The following is an 18,271-nucleotide window of genomic DNA, read 5'->3' as shown; positions in this document are numbered from 1 at the left end:
GGTTTTTTGTGAGTTGCAAAATCATTCGGCCGGCTGCACCGCACCTTTGATGTCCGGGGCGGCAATGCGCAGCTCACGGTTGACCCGCGAGAGAGCAAGCCGCTTCCAGATCGTGAAAATGGCGGGAATGACGAAGAGGGTCAGAAGGGTGGCGGTTGCCATGCCACCGACCATGGGTGCTGCGATCCGCTGCATGATTTCCGAGCCCGTGCCGTCGCCGTACATGATCGGGATCAGCCCGGCAAATATCGTCGCAACGGTCATCACCTTCGGCCGCACGCGCAAAAGAGCACCTTCGAAAACCACTTCCTCTACGTCGACAACCGTCAGGGAGCGGGCCTCTGCGGCTGCAAGCTTCTTGCGCTTTTCCCAGGCCAGGTTGAGGTAGAGCAGCATCACGATGGCTGTCTCGACCGCAACGCCCGCAAGGGCGATAAAGCCGACGATCACCGCGACCGACATGTCGAAATCGAGATACCAGAGGAACCACACACCTCCGGCCAGCGCAACGGGAAGGGCGGCAAGGATGATGCCGACTTCAATGACCCGGTTGAAAGCCATGAACAGCATGAGCGTGATGATCAGCAAGGTTGCCGGAGCCACCAGTTTCAGTCGTTCCTGCATGCGTTCGATGTACTCATACTGGCCCGACCAGGCGATCGAATAGCCGGGAGGCAGTTGTACCTTCTCCGCAACCGTCCTGCGCGCTTCATCAACGTAGCCGCCCAGATCCCGGCCGGTGATGTCGATGAAGACGAACCCGGTACGTCGGGCGTTTTCAGACCGGATCATGCCCGGTCCGTCAACAACGCTGACCTCTGCCAGGGCACCGAGCGGAATATGGGCGCCGGACGGCGTGACCACCGGAAGTTCCCGCAAGCGCTCTGGACTGTTGCGCCAGTCCTGCGGATAGCGGAGGTTGATGGGAAAGCGCTCCAGGCCTTCGACGGACTCCGATACTTGCATGCCTCCAATCGCGGTCTGCACGACGTCCTGGATATCCCGCACGCTCATCATGAAGCGGGCAGCCGCCTCCCGGTCGACGTCGATCTCGATGAAGCGCCCCCCGACGGGCCGCTCGGCGTAGGCCGATGCCGTGCCATCAATTCCTGCGACCGCGTTTTCGACTTCAATGCCGATCTTTTCGATGACGCCAAGATCGGCCCCTGTGATCTTGACCCCGACAGGGGTCTTGATGCCGGTTGCCAGCATGTCGATGCGGTTCTTGATCGGCTGGATCCACACGTTGGTGACGCCCGGTATCTGGACGGCCTGATCCAGCTCATCCCGGATCCGGTCCATCGTCATGCCCTCCCGCCACTCGGCGCGCGGCTTCAGCTGGATGGTCGTCTCGATCATCGTCAGCGGGGCAGGGTCGGTCGCCGTATCGGCACGGCCCAGCTTGCCGTGGACCGTCTTTACTTCCGGTACGGTGGCGATAAGGCGGTCGGACTGCTGAAGAACCTCACGCGCCTTGCCGATGGAAACACCGGGATAAAGTGTCGGCATGTAAAGGAAGTCACCTTCGTTGAGCGCTGGCATGAATTCCGTGCCGATCCTCTGAAGGGGCCACCACATGGAGGCGACCAGGACACCCGCCAGAATGGTCGTTGCCCAGGGCCAGGCAACGGCTGCATCCAGAAAGGGGCGGTAGAGCCAGATGACAATCCGGTTGAGTGGGTTCTTGTTCTCCGCAAGAATTCGCCCGCGGACAAAGTACCCCATCAGCACCGGAACCAGCGTGATGGAGAGTATGGCCGCGGCCGCCATGGCGTAGGTCTTGGTGAAGGCCAGCGGCTTGAAGAGCCTGCCTTCCTGGCTTTCCAGAACGAACACCGGCAGGAAGCTGACGGTGATGATCGCCAGGGAGAAGAAGAGGGCAGGGCCCACTTCCGAGGCACATTCGCCCACGATCCGCCAGCGATTCGCCACGGTCAGTTTTTCATGCTCCAGCCGACGGTGCATCGCCTCGATCATGACGATCGCCGCATCCACCATCGCGCCGATGGCGATGGCGATGCCGCCAAGCGACATGATGTTCGCATTCACGCCCTGCAGCTTCATGATGATGAAGGCAGCCGCAATGCCGAGAGGCAGGGAAAACAGGATGACGAGCGACGAGCGCAAGTGCAGAAGGAACGCCGCACAGACCAGAACGACAACGATGAATTCTTCGGTCAGCTTTGTCTGAAGATTGTCGATCGCACGTTCGATAACGCCGGAGCGGTCGTAGGTCGTGACGATCTCCACTCCTTCGGGCAGGCTGCTGCGCAGTTCGCCGATCCGTGCTTCGACTGCCTTGATGGCTGCCAGCGCATTGCCGCCCCAGCGCAGGATCACAACCCCGCCGACGGCATCGCCTTCGCCGCCGAATTCGCCGACACCACGGCGCATTTCCGGCCCGAGGCGAATGTCGGCAACGTCTCCGAGCGTCAGCGGTGCACCGCGGTCGTTGACCATCAGTGGTGCCTTGGCAAGATCGGCAAGCTCATCGACGTAACCGGTCGAACGCACCATGAATTCGGCTTCGCCCATCTCGATCACGCTGCCACCGGTTTCCCGGTTGGCGGCCTGGATGGCGCCTCGGATCTGCGACAGTGTTATGTCGTAGGCCCTGAGTTTGTTGGGGTCCACGACCACCTGGTATTGCTTCACCATGCCGCCGATCGTGGCGACTTCCGAGACGCCGTCGACGGTCTGAAGTTCGTATTTCAGGAACCAGTCCTGAAGGGCACGCAGTTGGGCAAGGTCATGATTTCCGGTGCGGTCTATCAGGGCGTACTGGTAAATCCAGCCGACACCCGTCGCATCCGGGCCAAGCTGTGGTGAAACATCTTCAGGCAGGTTGGCAGCGATCTGACCGAGGTATTCCAGAACACGGGTTCTGGCCCAGTAAAGATCGGTGCCGTCCTCGAAAACGATGTAGACGTAGCTGTCGCCAAAGAAGGAAAAACCACGCACATCACTGGCACCTGGCACGGCAAGCATCGCCGTGGCGATAGGGAATGTGACCTGGTCCTCCACCACCTGAGGCGCCTGGCCGGCGTAGGGCGTGCGCACGATGACCTGAACGTCCGAAAGGTCCGGGATTGCATCGACGGGCGTTTCGCGGATTGCCCAGATACCGGCGACGGCGATCATGGCGGCGATTGCCAGCATGATCACCCGGTTGGCGATGGAGGCACGAATGATTGCGGCAATCATCACAAGCCCTCCTCACGCCGGACGCCGACCAATGTCATGGAGAAATCCGGATTGCGCTGGAGCAAGAGCGTTACCTCCTGATCCAGTGGCAGATCACCTACGGCAATGGCCTGATCAACGGCAAAATCCATGGTCATGCCCGGCATGCCTATCTCAGCCATCGGTCCGTGAGTGATGTTGGCTGTGCCTGCATCCCTATCAAGGGCGTTGATGGTGCCGCGGACTTCCATCGGCGGCGTGATCGGCTCTGCCTTTGCCAGAACCATCGTCATTCCGTCCGGCCTTGAAAAGGTGAGCGTGGTTTCCGTGCCGACTGGCAGGGAAACCAGATCCAGGGTCTCTTCCACCGCGAATGCCATGGTCATTCCAGGCATGCCGATTTCGGCAATGGGACCATGGGTGATTGTAGCCTTCGCATTTTCGGTATCGATCGAGTTGATCGTTCCCGACACCACGATGGGTGCGGCCTCGGCTTTCGTGTCGTCGGCAACGTCCTCGGCCTGCTCTGCCGCCGGATCCTCCGCAACGCCCGGCTGCCTTACCGCCACGATCGAGAAGAGACCACCGTCGCCCTTGGCAAGGTCGAATTCGACCGGAACATTCACCGGAACCGACTGCGGATCGAAGCCCGAGACATCCAGGTCCATTTGCATGGCGGGCCAGCCGAGATCCGGGATCGGACCATGTTCCATCGTCAGTTTGCCGTCGCTTGTAACAGCAAGAACGGTTCCCGACCCCGTGGCTGCAATGCCGTCGTCTGACCCGAGCTCGATCAACCCCAGCAGGCCATCAGCGCCGCGTGCTGCCTTGAAGGAAACCTGCTGGCCTTCGCTCAACCGGTCGAGAGGGATGGACGCCGCAACAGGAAAACGTGTTGTCATCGCGGGCCAGTCGAGACTTTCCAGACTGTCGTGGCGGATGGTTGCCAACCGGGTTTCGCGGTCGAGAGCGACCAGTTCACCGGTTCCGCGCGCAGGAACTTCATTCGTCGGCGCCATGCGCATCAAGCCCGCATTGAGCGCGCTTTCGCTGTCGATCAGGAACTGGGCCGAAGCAACAACCTCTTCACCGGGCTCGAGACCCTGAACAACCTCCGTGCGCCCGTTTTCTCCAAAATTGTCACGCAATCCGGTGGTGATCAGCCTTGGCTTGAAAGTGCCTTCGCCGACCTTGATGACAACACGCTCCGCTGTCCCCGTCCGGATGACGGCTTCGGAGGGAATGGTGACGGCAGTGCGGGTCTCGTTTGGAAACAGCCTGACGTTGCCGAACATGTTCGGCCGCAACAGACCTTCGGCGTTGTCGAACAGGAGCCTGACAGGCAGGGTTCGCGTTTTGGGATCGAGTTCCGGGTAAATGTAATCGATCTGGCCTTCGAAAGTCCGTCCCGGCAGATGTTCGAAGCGGGCGACCGCACGCATGTCTTCCGTCAAACGCGCGATATCGCGCTCGAAGACATCCACAATCAGCCAAACCTTGTTGAGATCCGTGATGGACATGGCCTGTGCGCCGGGCTGCAGGAACATGCCGTCGGCGGCCGCAAGGGCGATAACGACCCCGTCGCGCGGCGCAACCACCTTGATCCTGCGGGCGACCTTGCCGTCTGCCTCGATCTCGGCAATCTGCTCCTCGGAAGCCCCATGACTGCGCAGCTTGTTGCGGGCAGCCTCCAGGGACAGACCGTTGCCGTTCGAAAGCGAGCGCAGGAAATCGAAGCTGGCAATGCCGAATTCGGGCGAAAACAGCTCGAACAGCACTTCGCCCTTTTTCACCCGGTCGCCAACGGCGCGAATGTTCAGCGTCTCGATCCAGCCGTCCACCCGGGTGTGAACATGACTGGTCAGATGTTCGTCGTATCCGACGAAGCCGACGGTTTCGATTTGCCGGGAGATTTCACCGACACGGGCCAAAGCGGTACGTACGCCGATGGCATTGACCTCGGCCGCCGACAGGTTGACTTCAGCCGGATCAGCGGAAGGTTCCTGTCCGGCATAAACCGGTATCAGATCCATTCCCATCGGCGACTTGCCGGGCCCGGGCTGGCGGAAGTTCGGGTCCATGGGGGCGACCCAATAGAGAATTTCTGGTCCCCCCGACGCATTGCCGTCGCCCGGGTTCAGATAAAGGCGCTCAAGAAACACCCCGCCTGCCACACCTGCGGCAAGGGCGATGATGCTGAGCGCGGTATAACGTCCACGCATAGTAACCTCTGAGTTGCCAGCGGCTGTTTGCCGAAGGCATGTCCATCACTTCTGGCTCCGCGAAAGTCTGCGGAGAAACGATGTTTTCAGAGGCGGCGAGGAGGTCGTTCGGGAAGGGTGATGTCCGAGACGTGAAGGGCATCTGGCGGCAACTGCGTGAAGGCGAGGGCCTGGGCAAAAACCAGCGCGATTTCCTGGCTATCGCGAACCGTATCGGCAGCGCACAACGCACCGCCGCAGCACAGGTCGAATTTCACCTGTCCGTCGTCCGGCATTTCATCGCCCATCATTGCCGAGACATGACCCATCATCGTTTCACACGGCATGCCGGCGTTGGCCGCAACATGTTCTCCAGGAGCCATCATCGCCTGGTGCGCCGGTGCAAACCCGGCAAACAGCAGCGCAATCGCGAACAGGATCGTCGCGGCCAGTCTGCTGAAGTGATGCACGGGTCGGGTCATGTTGCGCGATATAATCCAGTCCAGCACAAATACAAGTGCCTGATAGGTGCCTATGAGCATGCCTTCGATGGGCGGTTAAAAAAGTTTCGTTCTTGATCTCGAGCCGTGAAACGCCCGGTTCTGCGACAGTTCTTCCGATCACAAGACAACCTGAGACCTAAATACGCCTGGCGGGGCCTAGGCAGAAGCGAATATGAGCGTCGGTCCTTCAATTTTTCGTTTGCGTCAGGGAAATTGAAGCGGACCTGAACAGGGTCGCGTCTATTCAAGCAATTGGATACCGGCGAAAAGGATAATGAGAATTCCGGCAGTCGCATCGAGCGCTCGTGAAACCACGCAGAGGGTCGCGCCGTTTCTGAGAGCGACATCGAGAAACAGGCGCTGGCCGGCAACCGCCAATCCTGCAACCACACAAAGCGTGAAGGCGATGCCGACAAGCATCGATGCCGCGAACATCAGACCCGCCCCCGGTTCGCCTTGCGACAGGGCTGCCACCACGACAAACAATGTCAAAGGACACGGTACGAGACCGGCTGTAAGGGCCACCCAGAAGCCTTCGGCTCGCTTCCTGCCCGGCCTTGAGCGGATTGCCCGGACAAAAAGCCATGCGCCGATACCGATCAGTGTGACGCGGCTGATCAACTCGAGGGCCGGGGCCCGGCCGCCGCCAACAAAGGATCTTTCCACAAGCTGGGAGGCAAAGAAGGCGATCAGAACGGCTGTGAGCACATGTGTTGCCGCCAGAAGTGTCGAGACCGAAAATGCACGGGCGAAGCTGCTTCTGGCTCCGGCGACATAGCTGGCCAGGATCGTCTTGCCATGCCCGGGCGTCAAAGCGTGGATGGCGCCGAACAGCACCCCTGTCCCGATCATGCTCGCAAGAAGCCAGACATCTCCCGACTGGCTGAATTCCAGCAACGAAGCCCGCACGCCGCCATAAATCCAGCGCTGCCAGGAGATGAGGAGATCCATCATGGCTGGCGATCCGGCCAGGTGTGGTGAAGGCTGTCGATCACGAATGCATGTGCGTGTCGTTTTCCATGCGCTTTGGCAAGATGCGGGTGGTTTGCCGGCAGGTCGGGGTGCGCATGGTCGAGAATACTGTGATCGTCTGCAGGCCAGGACTTGCCGGCCACAACCCAGCCAAGCACAGCCAAACCGGCTAGAACGACCATTGTCACAGACATCGAGGAATTTGCTCCAAGCCAACCGGCAAGCGGATAGGCAACCAGCCAGCAACCGTGCGAGAGAGCAAATTGTGCCGCAAAAACCAATGGACGGTCCTGGGGATGGGCGGAATTTTTAAGAAGCCGTCCAGAGGGCACAAGCACCGCCGACATGCCCGCCCCCATGGCAAACCAGACCAGCAGCAGGGCTGGCCAAACGAAAGGTTCCGGCAGGACCGTCAACAGGCTGGCGAATATCAGCAACGAAACGGGAAGCAATGCCCCGCCGGCTAGCATGACGAACCGTTCGGAACGGCTTGCTAGAAGCTTTGGCAGCGTCAACGCGACGACCATCGAGCCCCCGCCATAGGCCGCCATCGACAAGGCCAGGTCGGTGTCGTTGAGACCAAGGTACGATTTTACGATGACGACACCGTTGACGATCACCATGGCCCCCGAGGCGGCAACCGCGAGATTGAGGGCCAGCAATCCTCTCAGGCGTGGTGTCTTCAGATAGATCTGCAGGCCCTTGACGGTTCTTCGGAACGCGGGCTCTTCTGCGTCGGCCTGCGGCGAGACGAGCCGAATGGTCAGGATCAACCCGGCGGAGAACAGGAAGCCGGCAACGGTGCCGGCGAACAACCAGTGGAAGCCGACAAGGCCAACCAGGACGGCTGCAATCATCGGGCTGAGAAGGTTTTCAAGATCATACGCCATGCGCGAGAGCGACAAGGCGTTTGTGTAGTCCTTTTCATCCGGGAGGATATCAGGAATGCTTGCCTGGAAGGCAGGGGTGAAGGCGGCGGATGCGGTTTGCAACAGGGCGATCAGAACGTAGATCTGCCAAATCTCATCGACGAAGGGCAGGGCCACCGCGGTCAGAGCCCGGACGATATCCAACGTGACGAGAAACAACCGGCGCGGACAACGGCTCGCATAAGCGGCAGCAATCGGGCTGATGCCGACGTAAACAATCATCTTGATCGCAAGGGCTGTTCCCAGAACGGCGCCAGCCTCATCGCCTGCAAGATCGAAGGCCAGCAGTGCCAGGCCAACCGTCATCAGACCTGTGCCGAACAACGCGATGACCTGCGCGAAAAAAAGATGGCGGTAGGTTTGATTGGCAAGTACCGAAATCACTTAACTCTCCAGCCGTCCAGCTTCACCGCGCCTTGCGATCAAACCTGTGCCGCAACCGCAATGCTTCATAGCCGTATGGCGAAAACACACGGCCTTCAAGACGATGGGACTCCTCCTTGCGCATTGATGAGGTCATGCCTTTCACGAATTTCCTGCGGCCACTGTGCCTTGATCCAGGACAGGACGGCGATGATTTCGGTATCTGTCAGCACTCCTTCGAACGCCGGCATGTTCGAATTGAAATTTTCAAGGCCAACCGCCTTCGCGGTGCCAAGCTTCGTGATACGGAACAGCAGGTCGTCCTGATGATGCCAGGTGTGCCCGGTTTCGTCGTGCGGCGGGGCTTTCAGGGAACCGTCCGGATTGGCGTCCATCCAGTCGCGCGCTCCTTTCAGGTCGTCTCCGTGGCAAGCTGCGCAATTCTGCGCGTAAATGTCTGCTCCCAAACGCACAAGCTTGAGGTCGCCCGGCTTCAGCCGGACGACACCTTCGTCAACATCGGGGGGTGCCAGGAGGAAAATGGCACTGGCGACGACAATCACCACTGCCGCAGAAAGTGCACCGAGCAAGATGCGGCTTCTCATGGTTTTTCTCCTTCAGACGGTCAGCCGTCCCTCTCCAGGAGAAAGGTTGCTATTGCTTCCCTGTCCTCTTCGGACAGGAAAGCAGTGCCGTCGCGCACGACCTCGCCCATGGAGCCGCCAAAGACATCCCCATCGGGCATGATCCCGGTTTTGAGCGCATACTGCAGAGAACTGATCGTCCAGCCCTGCCTCTTCAGCGCGGCACTCGTGATAGGTGGCGACTTGCCGCCGTCAGGCAGTTCGCTGGCGCCATGCAGAGCCAATTCCGCCTGACGTGCACCAGCGGCATTTCTAGGGGTGTGGCAAGCGCCGCAATGAGCCGGTCCCTCAACAATGAACTTGCCCCTGTTCCAGAGATCAGAGCGCGCAGGATCCGGGTCGAATGTCTCCGGCACGTAAAACAGTCCGCGCCAGAGTTTCAGACCCATTCTGAGATTGAATGGCGGCAACATGTCATGTGGTGTCGATGCTTCAGCAACGGGGGGAACCGTCTTGAAGGCTGCCCACAGGTCCGCGATATCCTGGTCGCTAAAGGAACCGTAAAACGGATAGGGAAATGACGGATAGTAGGGCTCCCCTTCCGGCGAAATACCCTGTCGTACCGCCGCTGCAAAATCCTGCAAGTTCCAGTTTCCGATACCGCTATCCGGATCCGTCGTCAGGTTGGGCGAATAGAACGTGCCGAAGTCTGTCGGCAGCCTGACACCGCCAGCCAGAGGTTTCCCGCCACCTTCCGTATTGGTATGGCAGGCGATACATCCCGACATCCTGGCAAGATAGGCGCCGCGGCCCGGATCGCCGGCAAGGACTTCGATCCGTTCGGGCTTGTCGACAGGCCAGAGGTAAAGCACGGCGAACGCCGCTCCCGCCAACGCGGGAGCAACGATCGCAAAAACGAGCCAGAGGCGCATCGATCAGTTTTTCTCGACCCTGAATTTTGAGTGACAGGCCGAACAGGTCTGCGCGACCATGTTGAAAAGCCCGTCCGCAGGCATCTGGGCCAGCATTTCGGGATCGGCCATGTGACCGGCGTTCCCCATCATGCCACCCGACCCCATCATTCCTCCGGAGCCCATCATACCACCCTGGGACATCATGGAATTTCCACCCATCATGCCCGACTGACCCGTCATACCTGCACCGCCCTTGCCGTGTGCCAGGCCGTTTTCGGCCGCTGCGCCAAGTCCTGCTGCAAAAACGTCCAGCTGTTTTGCGAGCTCAGAGAATTCTTCCCAGTCGGTCCAGATTTCCGGTTTCGCCTCCGATGGGCCTTCGATGCTGTGTTCCGGGAACAGCTTGGTCAGGGCCTCGCCGGAATGGGACTGGATAACCGCAGCGCCCTCACGCACTGCGTCCGCATCATAGTCCTTTTCTCCACGCATGATGGCAGTCAGCGACTTCATCACGTCGCCCATCTCATCCATCGCGTCCATGCGTTCCTTGACGATTCCGGACGCCCCACCATGTGCAAAGGCGCCGGCAACGCCTGCAAGCAACAGCGCGCCAGTCACTGATATAACCGTAAGTTTCATTGATCTTGTCCTGTATCCAGATTGCGTGGCGGATATTCCGCCTCAAGCGATTTCAAACGGATAAAGGAGCCGGTCGCGGGGGAGGCGGATCAATCTTCCACACCCGGGACACATTGGACACCACGGTATCACGGACGCTGTCTTCGATGAGGTCAGGGATGCTCAGATGCTCGTCAACCGTCAACGCCAGCAAATAGGCCCCACAATGCACGGTTTCATGATCTGCCACATTGTGATCGGAATGGTTTGAAGCATGATCGTGGGGAATATCGCCGCCGGAGGCGGCAGCGGTTTCATGTGAGTGTTCGTGGGCAGTTCCGGCAAGCGAATGACTGAACGATCCTCCGGCAGCAACGAAGGCCGCCACGAGGAGCATTTTCAAAGTCGTCCAAAAGCAAGACTGCAACCGCATCAACAATGACCTACTGGATCCTGTTTGTCAGCAACGAACCCGAACCTGTGTCACAATCCGGTGAACCTGCGCCCCGGTCAACCCTTCTCTGGCCGGCATATTGCCGATCCGCACCATTAAAGCTTGATCGAGGCCGTCTTGTGGGCACTCAGGCCGATGTCCTCAAAGCAGCGTATGATCTTGGTCGGTAGCCCGGAATGGCGCGAAGGTTCTCCAATGTTCAAGTCACCCCCTCCTATTCAGCAGGCGCGGCTTCGGCACTTGGCGTGAAAGCGACCCTGGACCTTGCTTCATCCATCACTGGCGCGATCCGGCGAAGTCGCAAGGCATTGGTGAGGACGAACACCGACGACAACGCCATGGCGCCTGCTGCAAGAACAGGTGACAGCAAAAGGCCAAAGGCTGGATAAAGCGCTCCGGCGGCCACCGGGATCAGGGCCGTGTTGTAGGCAAATGCCCAGAACAGGTTTTCCTTGATGTTGCGCATGGTGCGGCGCGACACTTCGTAAGCGTTCACGACGCCTCTCAGATCGCCCGACATCAGCACGACATCGGCGGATTCAATCGCCACATCGGTACCTGTGCCGATCGCGATACCGACATCGGCATGGGCGAGGGCAGGGGCATCATTGATGCCATCTCCAACGAAGGCGATACGGCCCTCGTCACCCTTGAGTTCAGTCAGGGCGTCAACCTTGCCGTCGGGCAGAACATCCGCGATGACGATGTCGATCCCGGTTTCCGCGGCAATTGCCTCGGCGGTTTCCCGTTTGTCGCCGGTGATCATCGCGACCTTCAACCCCAGCTCATGAAGCGCTGCAATTGCGGCCCGGCTCGATGGTTTGACCGGGTCGGCAACTCCGACAACAGCAGCAATTCTGCCGTCAATGGCTGCATAGAGAGCTGTGCGCCCACGGGTCGCCAGCCTGACCTCCTCGTCCACCAGCGCATCGGTCGCAATACCTTCGCGCTTCATCAGCCGGTCAGCGCCGACGAGCACCCGTTGACCGTTCACAATAGCGGAAACACCATGACCGGTGATGGAGTTGAACTCACTGACTGCGAACCTCTCCACGCCCTCCTTGCCCGCTGCCCGTACGATGGCCTCGGCAACAGGATGTTCAGAGCGAGCCTCAACCGCGGCAATGCGCGACAGAACGAAAGAGCGTTCAAAACCGTCCGCCAGGACGAGGTCGGTCAGTTCCGGCCGGCCCTCCGTTACGGTGCCCGTCTTGTCCAGCGCAACAATGTCGACGTCGGCAAGCTGCTGCAGAGCGTCCCCCTTGCGGAACAGGACGCCCATCTCGGCTGCCCTGCCGGTGCCCACCATGATCGATGTCGGCGTTGCAAGGCCCATGGCACACGGACACGCGATGATGAGCACCGACACACCGGCCACAAGGGCCAGCGTCAATGCAGGGTCCGGACCGAAAGTCAGCCACACCAGGACCGTGGCCACGGCAACGGCCATGACGGCGGGAACGAACCACAGCGTAATGCGGTCCACCAGCCCCTGGATCGGCAGCTTGGCGCCCTGGGCTTCCTCGACCATGCGGATGATCTGCGAAAGGGTCGTATCGGCACCGACACGGGTTGCCTTGAACTGAAGTCCTCCAGTGCCATTCACCGTGCCCCCAGTCACCGCGCTGCCAGCCGATTTCGCGACAGGCACGGGCTCGCCGGTGATCATGCTTTCATCGACGTGGGAGAACCCTTCGACCACTTCACCGTCAACCGCGAGACGCTCTCCTGGGCGCACCACGACGATGTCGCCAATGGCCAGCGTTTCGATAGGCACTTCCACCATCTCTTCGTCCCGCAGCACCCGGGCCGACTTGACCTGAAGGCCGAGGAGGCTCTGGATGGCCGCGCCGGTGCGCCCCTTCGCCCTGGCCTCCAGGAAACGGCCCAGCAGGATCAGAACGACAATCACGGCGGCTGCCTCGAAATAAACGGCGCGAACCTCGGCGGGCACCAGATCCGGCAGGAAGGTGGCAACCACCGAATAGAGATAGGCGGCTCCGGTTCCCACGGCCACCAGACTGTTCATGTCGGGCGCCCCCTTCAAGAGCGCCGGAAACCCCTTCAGATAGAAAGATCGGCCCGGACCGAAAAGCACCACGCTCGTCAGCACGAATTGCAGGATCCAGCTCATTTGCTGACCAATGGTCACCGCGATCAGGTGGTGAAAAGCGGGGATCAGATGCCCGCCCATTTCGATCAGGAACACGGGCAGGGCAAAGGCTGCGGCGATCGCCATCTTGCGCGCCAGCTCACGGGCTTCTTCCGCCTTGCGCTCGCTGCGATCCTGAGACGTGCCTGTATCTGCCAGACTTGCGGGATAGCCGGCGTCCGTGCTGGCCTTCACCAGCTCCTGAACGGTTGTGGCACCTTCTGCAAAGACGATCGTTGCCGTTTCGGCCGCAAGATTGACGCTGGCACTGAGAACCCCGGGCACCGCCTGCAACGCCTTGTCGACACGTCCGACACAAGAGGCACAGGACATGGACTGAATAGTCAGCGTGACCGTCTGCGTTCGCGCCGGATAACCGAGATCATCCAGTTTGGCGACCGCGGCGGTGATCTTGTCAGGGGTGGACGTAAACTGCGCGCTTTCAGTTGCCAGGTTCACACCGACATCTTCAAGCCCTTCGACAGCCGCCAGGCCGCGCTCGACGCGTCCGACACACGATGCGCATGACATTCCCTGAACCGACAAGGAGAATTTCTGTTGCCCAGACATGGGTCCAACTCCGGCATGGATTGTTCGATTTCCCTCAAATGAGGCTTCCAGTCACTGGAAGGTCAAGGATCGTTCAAGATATTTTTCAAACTTTTTTCTTCTTGACCCTCCAGCCGCTGGAACCGGGAAAAACAGAAAATCGATCAACTACGGAGCCAATCATGAAGTTCAGCGTTCCAGATATGAGCTGTGGTCACTGCAAGGCAACCATCGGCAAGTCCATTGAGCAGGCGGACGGATCTGCCCAGGTCGAATTCGACATGGCGAACAGGACCGTGACTGTGACGAGCGCCCGGTCCGCACAGGAAATCGCAGGCGTTCTCAAGGAGGCCGGCTACAGTTCCGAACTGTTGCAGCAAACCCCGTAAGGGATTGAACGTCATTCCGGATCGCTTGACCGGAGCGTTCGGCAACCTGTTTTGACGGAGATCGGTATGTCATCCGACTACAAGAAAAACAGCCTGACACTCTTCGATGCGATCGCCATGGGGACCGGTGTCATGATCGGTGCGGGAATTCTCGCCCTCACCGGTCAGATTGCCGAACTGGCCGGTCCTCTTTTCCCTTTTGTCTTCATATCCGGCGCCGTCGTTACCGCCTTCAGCGCCTACACCTACATCAAGATGTCCAATGCCTATCCGTCTGCGGGTGGCATCGGCATGATCCTGCAGAAAGCCTATGGCCCGACCGCAATAACCGCAGGGGCTGCGCTTCTGATGGCTCTTTCCATGGTCATCAATGAAAGTCTGGTCGCGCGTACCTTCGCAAGCTACCTCCTGCGCGGCCTCGACCTGCCGCCTTCCGGCTGGCTTCTTCCCGCCATCAGCGTCGGCGTCATCCTGTTCGCCTTTCTCATCAATATTTCTGGCAACAGGTCGATAGGGCTCTTTTCAACCATCATGGCTGCGTTGAAGGTCGGTGGTATCGCGCTGTTCGGTTTCGCCGCACTTTGGGCTGGCGGATTTTCGTTTGAAGCGACCGGGGAGGGAACAGATCTCGGAGGACTGTCGGGGTTCATTGCCTCGACCGCGCTGGCAATTCTTGCCTTCAAGGGCTTCACGACGATTACCAACAGCGGTGCAGAAATCACGGATCCGCATCACAATGTGGGCAGGGCAATCGTGGCGGCAATCAGCATCTGTATCCTTGTCTACCTGCTGGTGGCCTTCGCGGTTGGTTCAAGTCTGCCGCTGGAGAAAATCATCGAGGCAAAGGACTACGCGCTGGCAGAAGCTGCCAAGCCCACCCTGGGATCGGTCGGCTTCTACCTGACGGTAGCCCTGGCACTCGTGGCAACCAGTTCCGGCCTGATCGCCAGTATGTTTGCAGTGTCCCGGATGCTTGCCATGCTGACCGAAATGAAACTGATCCCCCATAGCCACTTCGGCATGCCGGGCGTGATCCGGGATCATACGCTGGTCTACACCGTGTTTGTCGCCGCCTTGCTCGCCGTCTTCTTCGATCTCAGCCAGATCGCATCACTGGGTGCGTTCTTCTATCTCGTCATGGACATCATCATCCATTGGGGAGTCTTCAGGCATTTGCGTTCAGATGTTGATGCCCGAGGCTGGATTCTACTGATCGCAATCGGTCTGGATGCCGTCGTCCTCGCCGCTTTCGCGATGCTGAAGTTGCAGCACGACCCGGCGATTGTCGCCTATGCCGTCGCCGGCATTATCGTTGTGTTCCTGTTCGTGAAGGCATTTCTGCATTTCAACCCGCCAGACGCCGAGGAAGAGCATTCGCACTAACCGGATTGTCTCTCATACCAACACCGGCACCCATTTTCAGGATATCGCGCGATGTTTTCATCCATTGTTCTGCTGGGCGGCACTGGCGACGTAGGTAGCCGGGTGGTCAACCTCTTAACCGAAAACACGGATTGCCGGATTTATCTGGTCTCAAGGAAAGGCGGCACGGATACCGAGCGGGTCCGGCACCTGAAGATGGACCTCGGTGCGAACGAGGCAGAGGACAGGCTCCCGAAAGGCGCCGCGGTCGTGAACCTCACGGAAACGACCTCTCCCGCTCTTGCTGCCGCGGTTGTCCGGAAAGGCGGCCTTTTCCTCGATACATCCGCGTCTCCCGAATATGTTTCGGCTCTTGAAAAGACAATATCGGCGGCGGGAGGTCCCGGCACAGGAATTCTGTGCGTCGGAACAGCACCGGGCCTCAGCACGCTCCTGGCGGCTGATCTGGCAACAAGAACAGGTGCGGCCTCGGTTGATATCGGAATTGAATTGGGCATGGGCCGCCACTACGGCCGTGCTGCAACCGAATGGTTCTTCCAGACGCTCGGCACACCTTATCGCGTCACCAGGGCCGACCACACCAACACTCAACTACCCGGACGCATCCGGCGAACATTCCAGTTCGGAACATCCCGCAAGCAGCAACTTGCGATCCGAATTGGTTTCCCCGACCAGGGGATCCCGGTGTCCGGCGCCACAATAGATGTTCGAACCTTTCTTGCCGTCGATCCGCCGATTGTGACGCGGCTGGTCGCCTGGCTGCTGCGATTGGGTCTTGGGCTCTCTCTTGCCCGCCAGGCAAGCACACGGACCAGGATTACCCTGGCCATGCCTGCCCTGGGTGGCTCAAGATCCCGGATTGCCGTTGAAGGGTTTTCACCGGACGGCAGCAGTATCGGTATGATCCGCATGACTGGAGGCGACCAGGCCGACCTGACGGCCGCGACGGTTGTCGCAACCTTGCTGCAAGTCAGGTTCAGTGACGCTCGCCACAAGGGCGTGACCACCATTTCCGACCACATGTCAATTGAAACTGCGCTGGCAAGTTTACGCAAGCTGCTGCCGGACATGACCATCGACACTCAAACCCAAATCACGACCGGGGTCAGTGATGGGGCGATTGGCCGGACGCCAGTGCGAGATGGTGTTCCTGATGATGCGCTCCCAGTGTCATCACGCCGATAAACCCGAGCCCCGAGAGCTTCTGCAGGTCTGAGGGCTTACTGACGTAAACCGACAGAATTGCGCCGCCGGGCACTTCCGCCACTTCATAGCGGAAACCACGGGTTCCGTTCATGGTGGCGGCATGGGCCGTCAACATCCGCCTGATCGAGTTGGTGACATCGCCGTCTCCCGTAACGGTGAACCGGTAACCATCCTCGACCGGCAAGGTTTTTACATCTGCCCGCAAGGTGACGTTGTCCATGTCGGCAAGATGGTTCCGCAGTGCTTCGATATCGACCCTGGACCAGTCTTTTTCAGGATCTGCTTCAAGGATCGCCACGATTTCCTGAATTGCCGCGAAAGCGGACTGTCCCGGTTCACGCGGAACCGCCTTAGCGGATGATGGTTTGGTGCCATGTGCCGCATGCTGCGCGGCAGAATGGTCATGATGCTGGGTTGTCTGGGTCTCGGTCTGGGCCAGGACCGGAGCGCTGCACACGATGATGGCGGCGGTCAGGGCAAGAATGTACCGGCTCATGATTTCTCCTTTGCTTTGCGTCCCATCTTGCCTGAGGAACTAAAATCAGAACATGATAGCTATCATGTCGATGGATATTCCCGCCTTCTTTGCAACGTCTGGAACCTTTGAGCGCCGGGTGCCGGCGGGAGCGTATCTGTTCCATCAGAACAGCATGGTGGAGAACCTGTTTCTGGTGACCGCTGGTGAAATACAGCTTGTCCGCCACCAGACAGGGGGAGCCGCACTGGTTCTACAACGCGCTTTTCCAGGTGCAGTCGTGGCTGAAGCCTCTGCTTTTGCCGAAACTTATCACTGCGACGCGATCGTCCGATCAGATGCCTGCGTACGTGGGATCTCGAGGCGGCGCTTCCTCGACCTGTTTCGCACTGACCCGAAACTTTCAGAAGCCTGGGCGGCACGGCTTGCCCGCGAGGTGCAGACAACTCGCCTGAGGAGCGAAATTCTGGCCCTCAGAACAGTTACGGAACGTCTGGATGCCTGGCTCGCCTGGCACGGCACATTGCCGCCAAAAGGTGAATGGCACCAGATTGCCCGACAGATTGCTGTCAGTCCGGAAGCCCTCTATCGCGAAATCGCGCGACGCCGAAGGGCCAAGGGCCTCTCGTTCGAATGAAATCCCAATTGGTTCGACGGAAAAAGCCCGCTTTTGTTTGAAAAAAGCGCAGATCGCGGGCGCCGATGTCGTCACGCCTTGCTCTTTTTGTGATTGCGCAAACCGGCTTCCGGATCACTTTTGGATCATCAAATCGTCCTGAAATTAATGTGTTCAATGACCGCTCTTTTGAGCAGATCCCCTTTCAGGGCGTCCGCGTACTGGGGTGGCTGGCGCAAAGCCAGCTTCAGAACGTGACAAGGAGGATCAGATGAAATTCGCCAAGTATCTTGCAATCGGCATCGTTGCTTCCGTGGTGTCTCTTCCGGCGAAAGCCGCCGATATTGTCGACACGGCTGTCGGCGCAGGCTCGTTCGGCACGCTCGTTGCCGCCGTTCAGGCCGCAGGCCTTGTTGACACCCTGAAAGGGGACGGTCCCTTCACCGTTTTTGCGCCCACCGACGAAGCCTTTGCCGCGTTGCCGGCCGGTACCGTTGACGACCTTCTGAAGCCCGAAAACAAAGACAAGCTTGTCGCCATCCTGACTTACCATGTGGTTCCAGGCAAAGTTCTCTCGACAGATCTTTCGGATGGAATGATGGCGAAGACCGTGGAAGGCAGTGAAATCACGGTAGACCTCGACAATGGCGTGATGATCAACGACGCCAATGTCGTGACAGCAGATGTAGCAGCCGACAACGGCGTCATTCACGTGATCGACAAGGTCATCATGCCGCCGATGTAATCCGGTCGTGGAATGCAGGGTTTGCAGGTGCACAA

At 59.3% G+C, this 18,271-nt stretch carries 16 protein-coding genes; 5 read left to right on the top strand and 11 right to left on the bottom strand.

Going from position 1 to position 18,271, the window contains the following annotated elements; translation table 11 throughout:
• Nucleotides 1-21 precede the first annotated feature (21 nt).
• From HEP89_RS28560 to HEP89_RS28515, 10 genes are all read right to left on the bottom strand, one after another.
• Nucleotides 22-3,204, bottom strand: coding sequence for a CusA/CzcA family heavy metal efflux RND transporter (locus HEP89_RS28560; RefSeq protein WP_168693697.1), 3,183 nt, complete (start codon nt 3,202-3,204; stop codon nt 22-24).
• Nucleotides 3,204-5,405, bottom strand: a complete 2,202-nt coding sequence (locus HEP89_RS28555; protein WP_168693696.1) for an efflux RND transporter periplasmic adaptor subunit — start codon at nt 5,403-5,405, stop codon at nt 3,204-3,206. Before HEP89_RS28555 ends, HEP89_RS28560 begins: the two co-directional genes overlap by 1 nt.
• 86 nt (nt 5,406-5,491) lie before the next feature.
• Nucleotides 5,492-5,866 carry a hypothetical protein gene (locus HEP89_RS28550; protein WP_168693695.1) on the bottom strand — a complete coding sequence of 125 codons (375 nt, stop codon included), beginning with the start codon at nt 5,864-5,866 and terminating at the stop codon, nt 5,492-5,494.
• Nucleotides 5,867-6,127: 261 nt separating this feature from the next.
• Nucleotides 6,128-6,841, bottom strand: a complete 714-nt coding sequence (locus tag HEP89_RS28545) for an ABC transporter permease (RefSeq protein ID WP_168693694.1) — start codon at nt 6,839-6,841, stop codon at nt 6,128-6,130.
• On the bottom strand, nt 6,838-8,172 hold the full coding sequence (locus tag HEP89_RS28540; RefSeq protein ID WP_168693693.1) for an MFS transporter: 1,335 nt from the start codon (nt 8,170-8,172) through the stop codon (nt 6,838-6,840). The genes HEP89_RS28545 and HEP89_RS28540 overlap by 4 nt, the downstream gene beginning before the upstream one ends.
• A gap of 95 nt (nt 8,173-8,267) precedes the next feature.
• Entirely contained in the window at nt 8,268-8,756 is a 489-nt protein-coding gene (locus HEP89_RS28535) for a cytochrome c (protein ID WP_168693692.1), read from the bottom strand.
• Nucleotides 8,757-8,776: 20 nt separating this feature from the next.
• Nucleotides 8,777-9,667, bottom strand: a complete 891-nt coding sequence (locus tag HEP89_RS28530) for a cytochrome c (protein ID WP_168693691.1) — start codon at nt 9,665-9,667, stop codon at nt 8,777-8,779.
• A 3-nt stretch (nt 9,668-9,670) separates the two neighbouring features.
• Nucleotides 9,671-10,288, bottom strand: a complete 618-nt coding sequence (locus HEP89_RS28525; RefSeq protein ID WP_168693690.1) for a cytochrome c — start codon at nt 10,286-10,288, stop codon at nt 9,671-9,673.
• A gap of 52 nt (nt 10,289-10,340) precedes the next feature.
• Nucleotides 10,341-10,664 carry a hypothetical protein gene (locus HEP89_RS28520; RefSeq protein WP_168693689.1) on the bottom strand — a complete coding sequence of 108 codons (324 nt, stop codon included), beginning with the start codon at nt 10,662-10,664 and terminating at the stop codon, nt 10,341-10,343.
• A 271-nt stretch (nt 10,665-10,935) separates the two neighbouring features.
• Complete coding sequence (locus tag HEP89_RS28515; protein ID WP_168693688.1) at nt 10,936-13,443, bottom strand: heavy metal translocating P-type ATPase; 2,508 nt, start codon at nt 13,441-13,443, stop codon at nt 10,936-10,938.
• A 161-nt stretch (nt 13,444-13,604) separates the two neighbouring features.
• Between HEP89_RS28515 and HEP89_RS28510 the strand changes: the two genes are divergently transcribed.
• From HEP89_RS28510 to HEP89_RS28500, 3 genes are all read left to right on the top strand, one after another.
• On the top strand, nt 13,605-13,811 hold the full coding sequence (locus HEP89_RS28510) for a heavy-metal-associated domain-containing protein (RefSeq protein ID WP_055661043.1): 207 nt from the start codon (nt 13,605-13,607) through the stop codon (nt 13,809-13,811).
• A 66-nt stretch (nt 13,812-13,877) separates the two neighbouring features.
• Nucleotides 13,878-15,194 carry an APC family permease gene (locus HEP89_RS28505; RefSeq protein WP_168693687.1) on the top strand — a complete coding sequence of 439 codons (1,317 nt, stop codon included), beginning with the start codon at nt 13,878-13,880 and terminating at the stop codon, nt 15,192-15,194.
• Nucleotides 15,195-15,245: 51 nt separating this feature from the next.
• Entirely contained in the window at nt 15,246-16,379 is a 1,134-nt protein-coding gene (locus HEP89_RS28500; protein ID WP_168693686.1) for a saccharopine dehydrogenase NADP-binding domain-containing protein, read from the top strand.
• Here HEP89_RS28500 and HEP89_RS28495 read toward each other — a convergent pair.
• On the bottom strand, nt 16,300-16,896 hold the full coding sequence (locus HEP89_RS28495) for a hypothetical protein (protein WP_168693685.1): 597 nt from the start codon (nt 16,894-16,896) through the stop codon (nt 16,300-16,302). The two genes, HEP89_RS28500 and HEP89_RS28495, sit on opposite strands and share 80 nt — an antisense overlap.
• Nucleotides 16,897-16,948: 52 nt before the next feature.
• Here HEP89_RS28495 and HEP89_RS28490 point away from each other — a divergent pair, with 52 nt between their 5' ends.
• A complete protein-coding gene (locus HEP89_RS28490) occupies nt 16,949-17,512 on the top strand; it encodes a Crp/Fnr family transcriptional regulator (protein ID WP_168693684.1) in 564 nt (187 codons plus the stop codon).
• Between the two features lie 250 nt (nt 17,513-17,762).
• Nucleotides 17,763-18,236, top strand: a complete 474-nt coding sequence (locus tag HEP89_RS28485) for a fasciclin domain-containing protein (protein ID WP_168693683.1) — start codon at nt 17,763-17,765, stop codon at nt 18,234-18,236.
• Nucleotides 18,237-18,271 lie beyond the last annotated feature (35 nt).

This window comes from Labrenzia sp. 5N (assembly GCF_012395805.1).
Classification (GTDB): domain Bacteria; phylum Pseudomonadota; class Alphaproteobacteria; order Rhizobiales; family Stappiaceae; genus Roseibium; species Roseibium algicola.
Note: the sequence above shows the minus strand (reverse complement) of the source record. Positions and strands in the feature narration are given on the sequence as shown.

What these genes read in the sequence shown, in the direction of transcription:
- HEP89_RS28560 (WP_168693697.1), bottom strand. Translation starts at nt 3,204, where the DNA reads ATGATTGCCGCAATCATTCGTGCCTCCATCGCCAACCGGGTGATCATG.
- HEP89_RS28555 (WP_168693696.1), bottom strand. Translation starts at nt 5,405, where the DNA reads ATGCGTGGACGTTATACCGCGCTCAGCATCATCGCCCTTGCCGCAGGT.
- HEP89_RS28550 (WP_168693695.1), bottom strand. Translation starts at nt 5,866, where the DNA reads ATGACCCGACCCGTGCATCACTTCAGCAGACTGGCCGCGACGATCCTG.
- HEP89_RS28545 (WP_168693694.1), bottom strand. Translation starts at nt 6,841, where the DNA reads ATGATGGATCTCCTCATCTCCTGGCAGCGCTGGATTTATGGCGGCGTG.
- HEP89_RS28535 (WP_168693692.1), bottom strand. Translation starts at nt 8,756, where the DNA reads ATGAGAAGCCGCATCTTGCTCGGTGCACTTTCTGCGGCAGTGGTGATT.
- HEP89_RS28530 (WP_168693691.1), bottom strand. Translation starts at nt 9,667, where the DNA reads ATGCGCCTCTGGCTCGTTTTTGCGATCGTTGCTCCCGCGTTGGCGGGA.
- HEP89_RS28525 (WP_168693690.1), bottom strand. Translation starts at nt 10,288, where the DNA reads ATGAAACTTACGGTTATATCAGTGACTGGCGCGCTGTTGCTTGCAGGC.
- HEP89_RS28520 (WP_168693689.1), bottom strand. Translation starts at nt 10,664, where the DNA reads ATGCTCCTCGTGGCGGCCTTCGTTGCTGCCGGAGGATCGTTCAGTCAT.
- HEP89_RS28515 (WP_168693688.1), bottom strand. Translation starts at nt 13,443, where the DNA reads ATGTCTGGGCAACAGAAATTCTCCTTGTCGGTTCAGGGAATGTCATGC.
- HEP89_RS28510 (WP_055661043.1), top strand. Translation starts at nt 13,605, where the DNA reads ATGAAGTTCAGCGTTCCAGATATGAGCTGTGGTCACTGCAAGGCAACC.
- HEP89_RS28505 (WP_168693687.1), top strand. Translation starts at nt 13,878, where the DNA reads ATGTCATCCGACTACAAGAAAAACAGCCTGACACTCTTCGATGCGATC.
- HEP89_RS28500 (WP_168693686.1), top strand. Translation starts at nt 15,246, where the DNA reads ATGTTTTCATCCATTGTTCTGCTGGGCGGCACTGGCGACGTAGGTAGC.
- HEP89_RS28495 (WP_168693685.1), bottom strand. Translation starts at nt 16,896, where the DNA reads ATGAGCCGGTACATTCTTGCCCTGACCGCCGCCATCATCGTGTGCAGC.
- HEP89_RS28490 (WP_168693684.1), top strand. Translation starts at nt 16,949, where the DNA reads ATGATAGCTATCATGTCGATGGATATTCCCGCCTTCTTTGCAACGTCT.
- HEP89_RS28485 (WP_168693683.1), top strand. Translation starts at nt 17,763, where the DNA reads ATGAAATTCGCCAAGTATCTTGCAATCGGCATCGTTGCTTCCGTGGTG.